The organism is Streptomyces sp. NPDC053048 (genome assembly GCF_044547045.1).
In the GTDB taxonomy this organism is placed as follows: Bacteria; Actinomycetota; Actinomycetes; order Streptomycetales; family Streptomycetaceae; genus Streptomyces.
This window is the reverse complement of record NZ_JBITZS010000005.1, coordinates 329,596-345,738: the sequence shown is the minus strand read 5'-3', so window position 1 is coordinate 345,738 and position 16,143 is coordinate 329,596. Positions and strand designations below refer to the sequence as shown.

The window sequence follows — 16,143 nt, the reverse complement described above, 5'->3', positions numbered from 1 at the left end:
CGAAGAAGGGACGCACGGCATGGCGGGGCACGAGCGGGAGCTGGCCGACGCCCAGCGCGAGCACTGGCAGCACACCTACACCGCCCACCCGGGGATGTACGGCGAGGAACCCTCCGCCCCGGCCGTCCATGCCGCCGGCGTCTTCCGTACGGCCGGAGCCAGGGACGTGCTGGAGCTCGGCGCCGGGCAGGGCCGGGACACGGTGTTCCTCGCCCGCGAGGGCTTCACCGTCCAGGCTCTCGACCTCAGTTCCGTCGGCCTCCAGCAACTCCAGTACGCCGCCCGCGAACTGGGCGTCGCCGAGCGGGTCACCACCACGGTGCACGACGTGCGCGAGCCGTTGCCACTGCCGGCCGACTCGGTCGACGCCGTGTTCGCGCACATGCTGCTGTGCATGGCTCTGTCCACGGAGGAGATCCACGCCCTGGTCGGTGAGGTCCGCCGTGTCCTGCGGCCGGGCGGCACCTTCGTCTACACCGTGCGGCACACCGGAGACGCCCACTACGGCGCCGGTACCGCGCACGGTGACGACATCTTCGAACACGGCGGCTTCGCCGTCCACTTCTTCCCCCGCGAGCTGGTCGACGCCCTGGCCGACGGCTGGACCCTCGACGAGGTGCACGCCTTCGAGGAGGGTGACCTGCCCCGCCGCCTGTGGCGTGTCACCCAGACTTTGCCCCGATGACCCCCGACCCCTCACCGATTCTGAATGTTGTCAGATAATTCGACCCGCCTTTTGCGTGCCGAATTCACAGCGTCCGCCGTCACCGGCGCACGGTGGTGAAGCGTGCATTCCCGCCCCCGGTCGTGGAAAGCCTGGCCGTTGCCCGGATGACGAATTCCGGGCACGGGACGAGCAATGGCCCACGACTCATGGGAGAGGCCAGTGCCCCTGCGTGCCGCAACCCGCCCGAACCATTCCTCCGCAGATGTCATCGCCATCGTGGGAACGGCCTGCAGGCTGCCCGGTGGCATTCACAACCCCGGCGCACTGTGGAAGGCCCTGAGCGAAGGCCGCGACCTGGTGACCGAGGTACCGCCCGAGCGCTTCGACCACCGCCAGTTCGTCGAACCGGGGCGCCGACGGCCCGGCCGGAGCTACACCGCGGCCGGAGGTTTCCTCGACGACATCACCGGCTTCGACGCGGACTTCTTCGGCATCTCGCCCCGCGAAGCCGCGCGAATGGACCCCCAGCAGCGGCTCCTGCTGGAAGTCACCGCCGAGGCGCTGGACGACGCCGGGGTGTGCCACGACCGCTGGGCGGGCTCCGGCACGGGCGTCTTCGTGGGCGTCTCCAGCCGGGACTTCGGCGAACTGCAGACCACTCGTCCGCAGACCCTCGACGCGCACACCATGACGGGCCTGGCCTCGGCCATCACCGCCAACCGCATCTCCCACGCCTTCGACTGGCGCGGCGAGAGCATCGCCGTCGACACGGCCTGCTCCTCGTCACTGACCGCGCTGCACCGTGCCTGTGCGTTCCTGCGGGCCGGCGGCGGGCCGGCCGCCCTCGCCGGGGGTGTCAACGTCCTGATCAACCCCTTCGGCTACGCGGGCTTCTCGGCCGCGTCCATGCTCTCGCCCACCGGCCGCTGCCGCCCGTTCTCGGCCGACGCCGACGGGTTCGCCCGCGCCGAGGGAGTGGTCGTCGTCCTCCTCAAACGCCTGGCGGACGCCCTCGCGGACGGCGACCGGGTCCACGCCACGATCCTCGCCACGGGGACCAACTGCGACGGCCGCACCCGTGGTCTGGCCCTGCCCAGCAGCACCGCACAACAGGCCCTGCTGGAAAGGGTGTACGGCGAGGCCGGCATCGACCCGGACGACGTGGTCTACCTGGAGGCCCACGGCACCGGCACGCCGGCCGGCGACCCGGTGGAGTGCGAGGCCATCGGACGTGCCCTCGGCGTCCACCGCACCGCGGGAGCCCTCCCCATCGGCTCGGTGAAGTCCAACCTCGGCCACATGGAAGCCGGTTCCGGGCTGGCCGGCCTGCTCAAGGCCCTGCTGGTGCTGCGGCACCGCACCGTGCCGCCCACCCTGCACGCCGAACCGTTCCATGCGGGCATCGACTTCGACGGCCTGCGGCTGCGCCCGGCCGTGCGCTGCGAACCGCTGGCCGAACGGTCCTCCCCAGTGGTCGGAGTCAACAACTTCGGTTTCGGGGGCGCCAACGCGCACGTGGTCCTCGCTCCGGGCACGGCACCGCAAGCCCCCGTGGCCCTGCCCCTGCCCCCACGCCCCGGCCGCCCCCTGCCCGTCGTCGCCTCCGCCCACACGCGTTCCTCCCTTGTCGAGGCCGCCCAGCGCATGGCCGGCAGGCTGCGCTCCGCACCGGCCGAGGAGTTCTACGACCTGGCCCACGCCGCGTGCCTGCGGCGCACCCTCCACGAGCATCGCGTGGCCGTGCTCGCCACTGGTCCCACGGAGGCCGCCGAGGGGCTGGCCGCCGCCGCGGACGGCCGCCGCGGCGGCGGCACGGCCGCCTCCGGGCGCGCCGAGGGCTCCGGCACCGTCGCCTTCGTCTTCTCCGGCAACGGTTCGCAGTGGGCCGGCATGGGCGCGGGACTGCTGCGGGACGAACCCGTCTTCCGCGAGGCGGTGCGCCGCCACGACGCGCTGCTCCGGCCGCTCCTCGGCTGGTCCGTCCTCGACGAGCTCGCCGCCCCGGTCACCGCCGAGGCGCTGCGGCGCACCGAGGTGGCCCAACCCCTCCTCTACGCCGTGCAGATGGGCCTGTCCGCCGTCCTGGAGGAGCAGGGCGTACGGCCCGCGGGCGTGGTGGGGCACAGCGTCGGCGAGATCGCGGCCGCCTGCGTGGCCGGTGTGCTGGACGCCGGGACGGCCGCGCGCGTCGTCGCCGCCCGCAGCCAGGCACAGGCTCCGACGGCCGGGCAGGGCCGGATGGCCGCGGTCGGCCTGCCCGAGGACGCCGCACGTACCGAGCTGCGCACCTACGACGGTCTCCTGACGGTGGCCGCGGTCAACAGCCCGCGCGACGTCACGCTGGCCGGGGACGTGCGCGCCCTCGCGGAACTCGGCGAACGGCTCACCGCGCGCTCGGTGTTCTTCCGGATGCTGGACCTGGACTACGCCTTCCACAGCCCGGCGATGGACCCGGTCGAGAAGCTCCTGCGCGCCGCGCTCGGCGACCTGCGGCCGACGGCGGGGAACGTGCCGTTCGCGTCGTGCGTCACCGGCGGGCTCCTGTCCGGCGAACGGCTCGACACCACCTACTGGTGGCGCAACGTCAGGGAACCGGTGCTGTTCGGCGCGGCCGCACAGGCGCTGCTCGGTGCCGGATGCGAGATCTTCGTGGAGGTCGGCCCGCACCCGGTGACCGCCACCTATCTCACCCGCCTCGGCCGGCCGGGTGGCGGCCGGGTGCCCGTGGTGCGGACCTGCTCCCGCGAAGGCGACGGCACGCTGGACATGCGGCGGGCCGTCGCCCAGCTCCTGGCCCACGGGGCGCGCGTCGACTGGCGGGCCCACTTCCCTGTGCCGGGCCGCCCGGTGGACCTGCCCGCCCGTCCCTGGGAGCGGGAACGGCACTGGAACGGTGCGCCGTGGTGGTGGACGACAGGGCAGGACGCGCCGGCACCGCTGGCCCATCCGCTGCTCGGCACCCGGCTGCCGTCGTCCGAGCCGTCGTGGTCCGGCCCACTGGAGCGGTCCCGGCTGCCCTGGCTGGGCGACCACCGCGTCGGCGAGAGCGTCGTCCTGCCCGCCACCGCCTACCTGGAGGCCGCGTTCGCCGCCGCCGGCCAGGTCTTCGACGGACCGGTGGAAGTACTGGGCCTGCGGATCCTCCGCGCGCTCGACCTGCCCTGGGACGACGACTCGGCCGACGTACGCCTGCAGGTCTCGCTGTCGGACGAGGACCAGGTCTTCCGCTTCGCCGCCCGTCACGAGACCGGGCCCGACTGGCACGTGCACGCCCGCGGCCGCGTCCGCAGGCTGCTGCGCCCGGCCCCCGGTGAGCTCCCCGACGGAGCCGGAAAGGCCGGCCGAGTGCTGGACGGCCAGGAGCACTACGCGCTCGCGGGACGCGCCGGGCTGCCGTACGGTCCGGCCTTCCGCGTGCTGCGCCGGCTGACCGTGGGGGAGGGGGAGGCGATCGCCGAATACGCCGCGGTGGTGGAGGGCGACGACTTCCGGGCCCACCCGGCCGTACTGGACGGAGCCCTGCAGGCGTGCCTCCCATTGGTGGCACAGACCTGCCCGGACGGGACTCCGTTCCTGCCCTCTTCGGTGGACGCGGTGCGGCTGTGGCGTCCGGCGCCCACCGCCGGACGCGTCCATGCGCGCGTCCGGGAGACGGGAGCGACCGAGATCTGTTGCGACGTGCGCCTGGCCGATCCGAAGGGCCGGGTCGCGGTGGAGCTCGAAGGGGTCCGGCTGCGGCGGCTCCCGGCCACCGCGGCGGCCACGATCAGCTACTGGGACACAATGCTGCGCGCACGCGCTCATCCGCTGCTCCCTCACCCGGCCGCGGAGGTGCCCGTTCCCGCCCCGCGGGCCCTGGCCGAGGCGGTCGCGCACCGGCGCACGGCAACGGGCGCCGCCGACCGGGACCGGCAGGAGTACGCCCGGTTCGTGGTGCTCAGGAAGAGCATGGCGGCCCTCACCGCGGCGGCCGTCGGCGACCTGCTGGGCGCACCGGCCACGACGGAGCCCTTCACCCTGGCCGACATGCACGCGGCCGGCCTGCGGCCCGATCACACACCGCTCATGGAGGTCCTGCTGGACCTCTGCACCGAGCACGGGCTGCTGAGCCCGGCGGACAACGACGCCGGCCGCGCCTGGCGGTGGCGCCCAGGGGTCGTCGTCCCGCCGCCGTCGTCCACCGTTTCCGAGGCCCTGCGCGCCTACCCGGAAATGAGCTTTCAGGTGCTGCTGTACGGCCGGTGCGGACTGCACCTGACCGACCTTCTGCGCGGTGCGAGGGACGCCCGGGAACTGCTGTTCGCCGAAGCGGACCGGCAGATCATCGACCAGTGCTACGAGCGGGCGCCGTGCACCGGGCCACAGGTGGAGGCCGCCCGGGAAGCGCTGCGTACGGTGGTCGCCGGCTGGCCGGCCGACCGGCCGCTGCGGGTGCTCGAGGTGGGTGCGGGCACGGGCGCCCTGACCCGTGCGCTGCTCGGCGTTCTGCCGGAGGAACGCACCGAGTACGTCTTCACCGACGTCTCCCCGGTCTTCTTCCCCCGCGCCCGCAAGCACTTCGCCGGCCGCGGCTTCCTCGACTGCCGCCTCCTCGACCTGGACGGCGATCCGCAGGAGCAGGGCTTCCGGCCGGGTGAGTTCGACGTGGTCGTCGCGCACGACACCCTGCACGTGGCCCAGGACGTGCGGCGGGCGACCGGCCGGCTCGCGGGTCTGCTCGCGGACGGCGGGCTGCTGGTGGCCACCGAGATTCACGACACGCCGTTGACGGCCGCCTGCTTCGGGCTGCTGGAGGAATTCTGGACCCGCACCGACACGACGCTGCGGCCCACCTCGCCGCTGCTCGACGCCGACCGGTGGGAGGACGTGTTCAGGGGATGCGGCTTCGACTCGACCGCCCGCCTGGACTGGGGGGCGCCCGCCGCCCCTCCCGTCACCTCGGTCCTGCTGGCCCGGCGTCCCGCGCCGGCGGCCGGCGGCGGCCCGGCGGCCGCGCCGGTGCCCCTGCCGGACACCCGCACCCGGTGGATCGTCGCCGCCGAGCGGCCGGAGAGCGCCAGGGCACGGGAGCTCGCGTCGCTGCTGACCGAATCCGGTGCGCCCGACGTCCGGCTGACGGCCATTCCGTCGACCCCCGGCGAATGGGATGCGGCATGGCGGCAGCCAGGTGCGGACCCGGGCCCCCTGCACGTGGTGTGCCTGCTCGACGACGAGCAGCCCGCCGACGCCGAGGCCGTCAACGAACTGGCCGTGCGCCGCGTCGCCGGCCTGGCCGGGTTCGCGCAGGCCATGGCCACGGGCGACGCGGTGGCGGCGCTGTGGCTGGTGACCGGCTCCGGCGCGGCGTTGCCCGCCCCGGCCATGCCCGGCCGGGAGGGGGACGCGGCGCCATGGGCCGCGGCCCGCTGCCTGACCAACGAACACCCCTCCCTGACAGTGCGCCGGGTCGCCGTCCAGGAAGGGGTGCCCGTCCGCCGCCTGGCGCTGGAGCTGCTGGCGCCCACGGACGAGGACGACGAGGTGCTGCTCACATGCGACGGCAGGTTCGTGGGCCGCGCCTGGCCGGTGTCCACCGCGCGGCCACCCGCCCGGCCGAGCCCGTACCGCTGCGAGGTGCGCGAGCCGGGGCTCGCCCACCGCGTCACCTGGACGCATGCCGTGCCACCCGTCCCGGGGCCGGACGGCGTGCTGATCGCGGTCCGTGCCGCGGGCCTGAACTACCGGGACGCCATGGAGTCGGCCGGTCTGCTGAGGCCGGGTCCGGCGTCCGTCACCCCCACCGGTCAGTGCCCGGGACTGGAGTGCGCGGGAGTCGTCGCAGCCGTCGGAACGCGGGTCACCGGCCTGGCACCCGGCGACCGGGTGTACGCCCTGGCTCCGCGCTCCCTCGCCTCTCATGTGGTGGCCGACCGGCGGCTGGCGGGCCGGATGCCCGACGGCATGGACTTCGCCGCGGCGGCCACCTTGCCGGTCGTCTTCCTCACCGTCCGCCACGGGCTGGAACGGCTGGCCCGGCTCTCCGCCGGGGAGACACTGCTGGTGCACGGCGCCGCCGGCGGGGTGGGGCTGGCCGCGCTCCAGCACGCGCGCGCGTGCGGCGCTGCCGTGATCGCCACAGCGGGTACTCCCGCCAAACGCGACCTGCTGCGCCTGATGGGCGTCGAGCACGTCCTCGATTCGCGTGGCGCCGACTTCGGTGAACGCGTACGGGAGCTGACAGGCGGGCGGGGCGTCGATGTCGTGCTCAACTCGCTGGCCGGCGAGGCCCTGGTGCGCAGCGCGGAACTGCTGCGGCCCGGGGGCAGGTTCGTCGAGCTGGGCAGGCGGGACATCGACGCCGACAGCCGGCTCCCGATGTCCCTGTTCGACCGCAGCATCTCCTTCTTCGCGGTCGATCTCAACCGGCTGCTGCACGCGGAGTCGGTTCCCGAGGAGGTGCTGAGCGAGGTGGGGGAGCGGTTCCACGACGGCACCTACCATCCGCTGCCCTATCAGGCGTATCCGGCCGGCCGGCTGCCGGAAGCGCTCGACGCGCTGCGGCACTCGCGGCACATCGGCAAGGTGGTGGTGACCTTCGACGAGCCGCCGCCGATGGAGCCGTCGCCTGTGCCCCGGCCGGAACCGGAGGCCGCCTATCTCGTGACAGGCGGGCTGACGGGCCTGGGAGCCGCCGTGGCCCGGCACCTGGCGTCCCGCGGCGCCCGGCACCTGGTGCTGGCCGGCCGGCGAGGCGGTGCCACGCCGGGGGCCGGCGCGCTGGTGCGGGAGCTCGCGGCCCAGGGCACCGAGGCCGAGGTGCACGCTGTCGACCTGTGCGACCGGGAGGCCGTGGCACGGATCGTCCGGGACGTGGCGAAGGCCGGCCGGCGGCTGCGGGGCATCGTCCACGCCGCCGCGGCGTTCGACGACGCACCGCTGGTGGACCTCACCGAGGAGCGCATCCGTGCGGTGCTGCGGCCCAAGGTGCTGGGAGCGCTGTCCCTGGACACCGCGACGGCGGCCGAGCCGCTGGACTTCTTCGTCTGCTTCTCCTCCGGTTCGGCGGCGATCGGCAACCGGCATCAGGCCAACTACGCGGCCGCCAATCTCGTTCTGGAGGCGCTCGCGCGCAGCCGGAGGGCGGCCGGCCGGCCGTGGCTCGCCGTCGCCTGGGGCGCCATCGGTGACACCGGCCACGCCGCCCGCGAAGGGTTCACGGACGTTCTGCGGCGGGCCGGACTGGGGGCGATGACGTCCCAGGAGGCCTGTGCCGTCCTGGACGGCCTGCTCGCGACGGACGTGACGACGGTCGTGGCCGGCCGCTTCGACTGGGCCCGCGCCGCCGCCCACTTCCCCGGCGTGGACGTTCCGCGCTTCGCGGCGATGGTGCCCCGGGACGGGCGGGAGAAGCACGACGGTCCGGAGCCGCTGCGGCTCCGGCTCCTGGAAGCAGGCCCCGACGATGCCCTGGAACTGGTGGCCGGCGTCCTCGTCCAGGCCGTCGCCGACGTTCTGGAGACCGATCCGAGCCGCGTCGACCGCCGCCGTCCCCTCGACCAGTTGGGCCTGGACTCGTTGATGGCGGCCGAGCTCGTCGGCGTTGTCACGCGCCGCCTGGGCTGCGAGATCCCGGCCGTGGAGCTGGTCAACGCCGGCGGCGTCGACGCCCTCGCCGTCCGGGCCCTGGCCCGTCTGGGCCAACGGCCCGGCGCGGACGCGCAGTCCGTCGCGTCCACACCGTGACAACCGGGGGCGGGCCTGCCGGCCCGCCCCGTCCCTCCCCGCGGAAGGAACCCATGGAATCGTTCCCGCCCTGCCACCGCACGTCCGGGACGGCACGGCGTGCCGTCCGAAGAAGGCGCCCCTGGACCGCCCTCCTTCTCGTCCTGACCGCCCTGGTGCCGGCCCTCGCGGGCGCCGCACCCGCCGTGTGCGCCGCCCCGCGCCCTGCCATCACGGCGCGACCGGTACTGATCCCCGCGCCCGGTGGCGCCCTGCTGAAGGGGACCGTCGCGGAGCCCGGCGGCCGGGGACCGCATCCGCTGGTGGTGATGCCGCGGTGGGCGGCGATGCCCGAGCTCGCGATGACCCGCGCGCAACTGACGGTCGCCCACCGCGGATACACCGCGGTCGTGTACTCGACGCGCGGCCTGGGAGGCCCGGCGGGCGTCGCCGACATGGCCGGCCCCCGGGACGTCGCGGACGTCTCGCACGTCATCGACTGGGCACTGCGCCACACCACCGGCGACCCTCGGCACATCGGCATGGTGGGGGCGTCCTACGGGGCGACGCTCGGCATGCTGGCGGCCGCGGCCGATCCCCGGGTGGACGCCGTGGCCGCGCTGAGCGGCTGGGTCGACATGATGGACGTCCTGGAGGACCACGGGACGCCCACGCTCATGGCGCTCGCCGTGACGCTCTACGGCTCCACCGTCCACGGAGGCGGCCGTCGCGGTGCCCTGCTGCGGGACTTCCTGCGGCAGGACCGCGAACGGCTGGCGGCCTGGGCCCGCCCCCGCTCGCCGATCACGCACCTGGACACGTACAACGCACGCGGGACGGCCTTCTTCCTCGCCCACACCTGGGGGGAGAGCGTCACCCCCTTCGGCAGGATGGGAGAGTTCTTCGACCGGCTGCGCACCCCCAAACGGCTGGAGATGCGGCCGGGTGACCACGCGGGGCCGGAGTTCGCCACCGCGGCACTTCTTTCGAGCGAGCTGATCGACTCGGTGCTGCGGTGGATGGACCACGGGCTCAAGGGGACCGGCAACGGCGTCGACCGTGAGGCGCCCGTGCAGATCAGGCCCGTGAACAGCGGTCCGATGTTCGGCGCCCGTTACGGCTTCGAGGGCCACGCCGGCTGGGAGGCCATGACCGGATCGCGTCACAGGCTCTTCCCCGGCGCCGGCCGGTCGCTGAGCGACGCGCCCGCCGGGCCGCCCTGGCGCACCACGCTGATCACCGGACTCGGCACGGTGGCCGACAACGGACCGGTGTTCATTCCGCGCTCGGTCGTCAAACTCGTCGGCGCGCACGTGCCCAGGCCGCTGTCCCTGGTCCTGCCGGGCACCGGCAGCGTGTGGGCGACGCGGCCGCTTCCGGCGCCGCGGTACGTCCGTGGAACCCCGCAGGTGCGTGTCACCGTCACCCCCTCGGCCGGGAAGGGGACGATCGTCTTCTATCTGTACGACGTGGACGCCCTGGGCAACGGCTCGTTGATGACGTGGGGACCGTGGAGCTTCTCCGGCCGGGCGCCGGGCCGGCCGTTCACCGTGGAGACCGGGCTGCACCCCACCGCGTACGACCTGCCCGCCGGGCACCGGCTGGCGATGGTGGCGGGCACCACGGACTCCCAGATGATCGGCCGGAACCGCTTGGGGGCCCGGATCTCGCTGTCGTCGGAACCCGGGTCACCGTCCTGGCTCGACGTTCCGTTGCGCTGACCGCACCGCGCCGTGGCCGCCGGCACCGTGCGCCGCCCGGGTGCCGGCGGCCACGGCGCGGGCGACGAGCCCGCTCTGGTGGACGAGGCTGGGCATGCCGAAGTAGAACAGCACGGCGCCGCGGGTGGCGTGGCCGAGCGCGTAGATTCCGGTGTGCCCACCGTCGGCGCCGAACACCCGGTGGGTGTGCCGGTCCGTGCGCAGGCCGCCGAGGGGATGCCCGGCGCCCCAGCGGTCGGCGACGGACGCCTCCAGCGGTCCGGGGGCGCAGGCGCCCGGCGCGGCCGGGTTGAGGGCGTTGAACAGGACGTCCACCAGCCGTGTGGTTCCGTTCGCGGTGAAGGTGAACCCGCCGTGCGGGGCCGGTGCCACCGCGGCCAGGCCGCCGGTGACGCGCAGTCGCCCGCTGTCCAGCAGGCGCAGAAGCAGTGCCGCCCGGTGGCGGGGCATGGGGCAGCACAGGCTGGTGACGGCACGGGCGTGGCGGCGCCACAGCGCCGTCTGCTCGTGCTCCGGCAGCAGGTTCCAGGCCTGGCCCGCGAACCGGTGCAGGGCTTGGCGCAGCACGGCCAGGGCGGCCGCGTCGGCGCCGCCGGCCAGTTGCCTGCGCAGCCGCTCGGCCGGTCCCTCGCCGAGGTCGAGCTCCCGGCGCAGGGCCTCGTGATCCGCGCCCGCGGCCCGCAGTTCGGCGCGTATCAAGTCCCACAGGTCCGCGGCTCGCCGTGCCCCCGCGGACGCGGCCAGACTCTCCAGCTGCGGCAGGGTCAGGTGCCGGGGCGGTGGCGGGGGACAGCCCGTGTTCACGGAGGGCAGCGCGCCGCTGCGGGAGGCCAGGGTGACGGGCCCGCGGTGGCCGCGGGTGGCCAGGCCGGCCACCAGGTCCACGGCGGTCAGACCGGAGCCGAGGATGCCCACGTGGCAGTCGGCGGGGACGGCGGGAAGCGTACGGGAGAGGGGGAAGGGCACGGCCCGGTAACCGGCCGCCGCCGCAAGGCCGTACGGGTCGGGGGAGGCGGTGGGCCCCGCGCACAGGACCACGTGGTCGAAGCGTTCGCGGCGTCCGTCCGCCGTGACCACCAGGACGCCGTCCCCTTCGGGCAGCAGGCGGGCGGCGGGCCGGCGCACCAGCCGCAGCCGCCAGCCGCGGTGGGCGAGCCGCCGCCAGGTCCGGGAGAGGGTCTCGGCGAGGTAGGCGCCGTACAGCGCTCGTGAAGTGAGCCCGTGGGCGTCGAGGGCACCGGGTGCTCGGTCGTCCAGCCACCGTGCGGCGTGGCCGGGGTCGTCGGCGCGCAGGGACATGTGGGCGGCGGGGATGTTGGTGAGCACGTCCGCGTCGTCGGGCTGGTAGGCGCGGCCCCGCCACAGGTGGCGTCCGCCGTCGAGCACGGTGAGGGAGCAGGGTTCGGTCATGTGCAGGGCGAGGCTCTCGACCGCGCAGGCCCCGGCCGCGCCGGCCCCGATCACAGCGATGCGCTGCATTCGCCATGCATACCCGGCATTCCCCGGAGAATTCTCCGAGAAGATTGTCCGACCATCACTCTTTCATTGTGCACGGGCGGGGAGCGGACGCCCGTCGCTAATCTGGTCGGGGAATTCCGGCCGGATCAGGGGGAGTTCATGGGGCGCACCGCTCGTATGACGCTGGTGTCCGCCTCCGTCGTCACCCTCTTCCTGCTCTGGGCCGGCATCACCGGAATCGGCCGTCTGTCCAACAGCGGATTCCTCCCCGACGACACGGCCCTGCGGAAGGACAATGCCGCCCTCGGCGCGCGATACGGTGCCGCCGCCCCCGATCTCGTCCTGCTCCTCGACGCGGAAGCGGGCGTCGACGCACCGGCCGTCGTACGGGCCGGCCGGGACATCGAGCAACGGGTACGGCGCGCCCCCGGGGTGGTGTCGGTGACGTCGTACTGGTCGTCCGCCGACCCCGCGCTGCGGGCGCGGGACGGGCGTGCGGCAATGGTGGTGGCCGACCTCGTGGCGGACGAGGCGGCGGCCACCCGGGCGGTGGACCGGTTCGTACCAGAACTGACGGGACGTCATGAGGCGGTCGCCGTCAGCGCCTCAGGTCCCGCCTGGGTGAGCGCGGAGGCCCTGCGGATCAGCCGGCAGGACCTGCTGGCCGGTGAACTGGTCGCGCTGCCCCTGACCGCCCTGGTGCTGCTGTTCGTCTTCCGTTCCGCCGTCGCGACCGTGATTCCGCTCCTCACCGGCCTGACGGCGGTGGCCGGCACGCTGGCGGGGCTGCGCCTGCTGACGGAGGTGACGCACGTCTCCGTCTACGCCGCGAACATCACCTGCGCCCTCGGGCTCGGTCTCTCCGTCGACTACGGCCTGTTCATCGTGACGCGCTTCCGGGAGGAGCGAGCCGCCGGCGCGGACCTGCGCCTCGCCGTCGAGCGCAGCAGGAGGACCGCCGGCCGGACCGTGGTGGTGTCGGCCGCGGTGGTCGCCTCGTCGCTGTGTGCCCTCTTCCTCTTCCCACTGGGTTTCCTGCGTTCCGTCGCCGCCGCCGGCATCCTGGTCGCGGTGCTGTCGGCGACGGCCGTCACGCTGCTGGTACCGGCGATGCTGACCCTGTGGGGCGCGCACATCGACCGCTGGGACGTCTTCGCACCCCTGCGCCGCCGGACCGGCGGGGCGCCGCGGCCCCCGCTGTGGGGGCGGGTGGCGACGGCCGTGTGCCGACGGCCGCTGCTGTGCACGACGGGCGCCCTGGCTCTCCTCGCGCTGCTCGCCCTGCCCATCGCGCACGCGGCCTTCGCCCCGAGCGACGCCACGGCGCTTCCCGCCGGCAGCCACACCGCCCACACCGCCCGGCGGCTCGAGGCCGGCTTCTCCCCCGCGCCGGACAGGGCCGTGACGGTGGGCCTCCCGTCCGGCACGGACGACCGGGCCCTGGACACGTACGCCCGGAGCCTGGCCGCTCTGCCGGGCGCCGGGGAGGTCCGCACCGCGACGGGCCGCTACGCCGACGGCGGGCACGAGCCCTTTCCCGAGCAATGGGCCGAGCGGTTCACTACCCCGGGCGGGCCGCTGCTCACCGTCGTCTCACGGACCGGGCGGGCCACCGCCCCGGCCCAGGAGCTGGTCCGCGACATCCGGACGGTGCCCGTGCCGGGAGGTGGCCGCGCACTGCTCACGGGCGAACCGGTACGTGCCGCCGACACCACACAGGCTCTCGCCCGGGGCCTGCCGGCCGCCTGCGCGCTGGCGGCCGCCGTCACCGTGCTCCTGGTCGGCCTGTTCACCCGCAGTCTGCTGATCCCGCTGAAGGCCGCGGCCGTGGCGGCCGTCAGCCTCGCGGCCTGTCTGGGCTGTATGGTCCACCTCTTCCAGGACGGTCATCTGCGCGAGCCGCTGGGCGGGTTCGCCGTCGCCGGGTTCCTCGACGGCTCGGTGGCCCTGTTCGTGCTCGTCATGGCGTACGCCCTCGCCGTGGACTACGAGATGTTCCTGCTCTCCCGCATCCGCGAGGAATACCTGGCCGGCGGCCGCAACACCGCCGCCGTGGTCACCGGTGTGCGGCGCACCGGCCGGCTGGTCACCGCGGCCGCGCTGATCGTGGTGTGCGCGATGGTGGCGCTGGGCACGTCCGGCGTGACCGTCCTCAAGACGGTCGGCGTGGGCCTGGCCGTGGGTGTCCTCGTTGACGCGACGCTGGTCCGCGGTGTCCTGGTGCCCGGCCTGATGGTGCTGGCCGGCCGCTGGAACTGGTGGGTGCCGTCGTGGCGCGCGGGCACCGGCCGGGAGGCCGTCGCCCGCACGCGTCGGCGGAGCACCGAAGACCCGGCAACCAAAACCGAGTAGCCGGACCCGAGTAGCCGGACCCTCTGCTGCAGGAAGGATCTCCATGCGCATCGCTTCCGCCGTCGGTGTCGTCTCCAGCGCGCTCTGGCTGCCCCGCGGGCAGTGCACCGTTGAGGAGGCAGTGATCGACGGCATCCTGTCCGATGCCGCACAGGCCCCGCCGGACGTGGACGGAGTGCCCCAGAGCCGTGGCGAGACCCCGGAGTTCATGGCCGCCGAGGCGGCCCGTCTGGCGCTGTCCCGCGCCGGGTCGACGGCACAGGACGTGGACATCCTGGCGTATGCGTGGACGCTCCGCATCGGGTACGAGTTCTACTCGCCGGCGCACCGGCTCGCCAAGGAGCTGTCCCTCGGCGACTGCTCGGCGTTCAGCCTGTGCCAGGCGTGCAACGGGGGCGCACTGGCGGTGGAGAGCATCGTGATGCGCATGCTCACCGACGAGCGGGTGCACCTGGGCGTCGCCGTGTCCTCCGACACCTACGAGGAGTTCGGCTCCCGGCGGTGGGCCGAGCCGACGATGATGGTGGGCGGTGACGGCGCGGCGGCCGTGGTGCTGACCCGGGGCCCGGGTGAACTGGCCCTGCGGTCCCTGGCGACCCGCGGCCACACCTGCGCGGACATCCTGGAGGTCGGCCAGGGAATGCGGCACCGCGTCCCCGGCACCGGGGGTGCCGCCAGGCCGCCCTCGGAGACCGAGCTGAAGGAGGCCGCGCACAGCGTGGAGAAGTTCGGGGCCAGCCTGAGCGCGGTCGTGCACGAGGCGCTGAAGGACGCGGATCTCGGCGCGGACGACCAGGGGATCGCGGCAGTGCTGCTGCCCCGGCTGGCCACCCCGTTCACCGACGCCTTCGTCCGCCCCGCCATGCCCGAGGCCCTCCGGGACAAGGCCTACGTCGCCGATCCCCACACCGGTCACCTGGGCGCGGGCGACGCCCTGGCCAACATCGAGTACGCCCAGCGCGAGCTGGACCTGGCCCCCGGCCAGTACCTGCTGGTCGTCAACGGCGGCCAGGGGGTCACGTCCTCGTGCATGGTGCTCACACCGGAGAGCCGCTGACGGCGACGGTGCCTGCGGCGGGCGGCGCGTCGGGGGCCCGCCGCACGCGCCTCCCGCCGCCGGGTCGGTCACGTCTCCATGGGGGGAACCGCCCGGTGCAGGCCGGTCAGCCGGCGCTGGATGCCGTCCATCAGGAGCGCGGGCGCGTACTGGTGGGCACGGATCATGAGAACCTCCCTGCCCGTGCAGTACCGTGCCGCGGGGCGCCGGGCACACACCGCCCGGCACACCGTACGGGCCGCCGCCTCGGCGGGCCGGAACGGGCGGTGGCGGGCCAGGCTGCCCAGAGTCACCCCGTAGGCGTTCTGGTACCAGGAGTTGTGTTCGAGGGCCAGCTGAACGAGCCGGGAAGCCCCCTGGAAGGTCATGGCTGTCTCGTGGAAGCCGGGCTCGACCAGGGCGACGTGTACGCCGAAGTGTGCGCTCTCCATCCGGAGCGCATCGCTCAGCGCCTCCATCGCGTGCTTGCTCGCCGCGTACCAGCCGTTGAACGGGGCGGACACCAGGCCTGCCATGGAGGTCACGTTGACGATGCGCCCGCCGCCGCGGCGCCGCATGACGGGCAGGACCAGCCGGCAGATGCGCGCGGGACCGAGGAGGTTCACCTCCAGCAGCCGGCGGGCCTCCTCCTCGGTGACGTCCTCGACCGCTCCGGCCAGGTGCGCACCCGCGTTGTTCACAACGGCCCAGGGGCCGCCCCCGGTCATCTCCTCCACCTGCTCGAAGGCGGCTTCGCAGCTGTCGGCGTCGGCGACGTCCATCAGGACGGTCCGTACTGTGCGGCTGTGGTCGCCCGCCGCCGCTTCGAGCGCCTTCGCCTTCTCCTCCGTACGGACCGTGCCGATGACGTCGTAGCCCCGGCGGGCCAGCTCGAGCACCACGGCCCGGCCGATCCCGCTGTTGGCTCCCGTGACGACCACACTGCGCATGTGATTCCCCCTCGGCCGAGCGCCGTCGTGATGGATTGCCCGACGGTCATGCCTACCCTTGCGCCGGTGCGGAATCCCCTTTTCTCCGTACGCGCCTCTTCATATGGGAAAGCCGTATAACCTGCTCGTCCTACGAATATTGCTCCTGCTTGTGGGTCCTTCCGGAAGCGGGTATAGGTAGAGGGTCCTCGCAGCTCCCAACGCCCGAGGGAGAACAGCTAGTTGACCCGACAGCGGCATTCCCGGATCTCCGCCGTG

7 protein-coding genes are annotated in these 16,143 nt (G+C 74.2%); 5 read left to right on the top strand and 2 right to left on the bottom strand.

The window, feature by feature from the left end; genetic code table 11:
- Window positions 1-19: 19 nt before the first annotated feature.
- The 3 genes from ACIG36_RS15495 to ACIG36_RS15485 all read left to right on the top strand — a co-directional run bounded on the left by ACIG36_RS15495 (window position 20) and on the right by ACIG36_RS15485 (window position 10,089).
- Complete coding sequence (locus ACIG36_RS15495; RefSeq protein WP_399927050.1) at window positions 20-685, top strand: class I SAM-dependent methyltransferase; 666 nt, start codon at window positions 20-22, stop codon at window positions 683-685.
- 258 nt (window positions 686-943) lie between these two features.
- Window positions 944-8,389 carry an SDR family NAD(P)-dependent oxidoreductase gene (locus ACIG36_RS15490; protein ID WP_399927048.1) on the top strand — a complete coding sequence of 2,482 codons (7,446 nt, stop codon included), beginning with the start codon at window positions 944-946 and terminating at the stop codon, window positions 8,387-8,389.
- Window positions 8,390-8,442: 53 nt separating this feature from the next.
- A complete protein-coding gene (locus ACIG36_RS15485) occupies window positions 8,443-10,089 on the top strand; it encodes a CocE/NonD family hydrolase (protein ID WP_399927046.1) in 1,647 nt (548 codons plus the stop codon).
- On the opposite strand, the gene ACIG36_RS15480 is transcribed toward ACIG36_RS15485, so the two are convergent.
- Window positions 10,057-11,568, bottom strand: a complete 1,512-nt coding sequence (locus ACIG36_RS15480) for an FAD/NAD(P)-binding protein (RefSeq protein WP_399927044.1) — start codon at window positions 11,566-11,568, stop codon at window positions 10,057-10,059. The genes ACIG36_RS15485 and ACIG36_RS15480 overlap by 33 nt on opposite strands.
- A 138-nt stretch (window positions 11,569-11,706) precedes the next feature.
- Between ACIG36_RS15480 and ACIG36_RS15475 the strand changes: the two genes are divergently transcribed.
- Window positions 11,707-13,899 carry an MMPL family transporter gene (locus ACIG36_RS15475; protein WP_399927042.1) on the top strand — a complete coding sequence of 731 codons (2,193 nt, stop codon included), beginning with the start codon at window positions 11,707-11,709 and terminating at the stop codon, window positions 13,897-13,899.
- Between the two features lie 43 nt (window positions 13,900-13,942).
- Window positions 13,943-14,956, top strand: a complete 1,014-nt coding sequence (locus ACIG36_RS15470) for a hypothetical protein (RefSeq protein WP_399927040.1) — start codon at window positions 13,943-13,945, stop codon at window positions 14,954-14,956.
- Between the two features lie 68 nt (window positions 14,957-15,024).
- Here the strand turns inward: ACIG36_RS15470 and ACIG36_RS15465 are convergent, their stop codons facing one another.
- Window positions 15,025-15,885, bottom strand: coding sequence for an SDR family oxidoreductase (locus tag ACIG36_RS15465; RefSeq protein WP_399927038.1), 861 nt, complete (start codon window positions 15,883-15,885; stop codon window positions 15,025-15,027).
- Between the last annotated feature and the right edge of the window lie 258 nt (window positions 15,886-16,143).

Coding starts and splice junctions, on each gene's coding strand:
- ACIG36_RS15480 (WP_399927044.1), bottom strand. CDS start 11,568: ATGCAGCGCATCGCTGTGATCGGGGCCGGCGCGGCCGGGGCCTGCGCG.
- ACIG36_RS15495 (WP_399927050.1), top strand. CDS start 20: ATGGCGGGGCACGAGCGGGAGCTGGCCGACGCCCAGCGCGAGCACTGG.
- ACIG36_RS15485 (WP_399927046.1), top strand. CDS start 8,443: ATGGAATCGTTCCCGCCCTGCCACCGCACGTCCGGGACGGCACGGCGT.
- ACIG36_RS15470 (WP_399927040.1), top strand. CDS start 13,943: ATGCGCATCGCTTCCGCCGTCGGTGTCGTCTCCAGCGCGCTCTGGCTG.
- ACIG36_RS15465 (WP_399927038.1), bottom strand. CDS start 15,885: ATGCGCAGTGTGGTCGTCACGGGAGCCAACAGCGGGATCGGCCGGGCC.
- ACIG36_RS15475 (WP_399927042.1), top strand. CDS start 11,707: ATGGGGCGCACCGCTCGTATGACGCTGGTGTCCGCCTCCGTCGTCACC.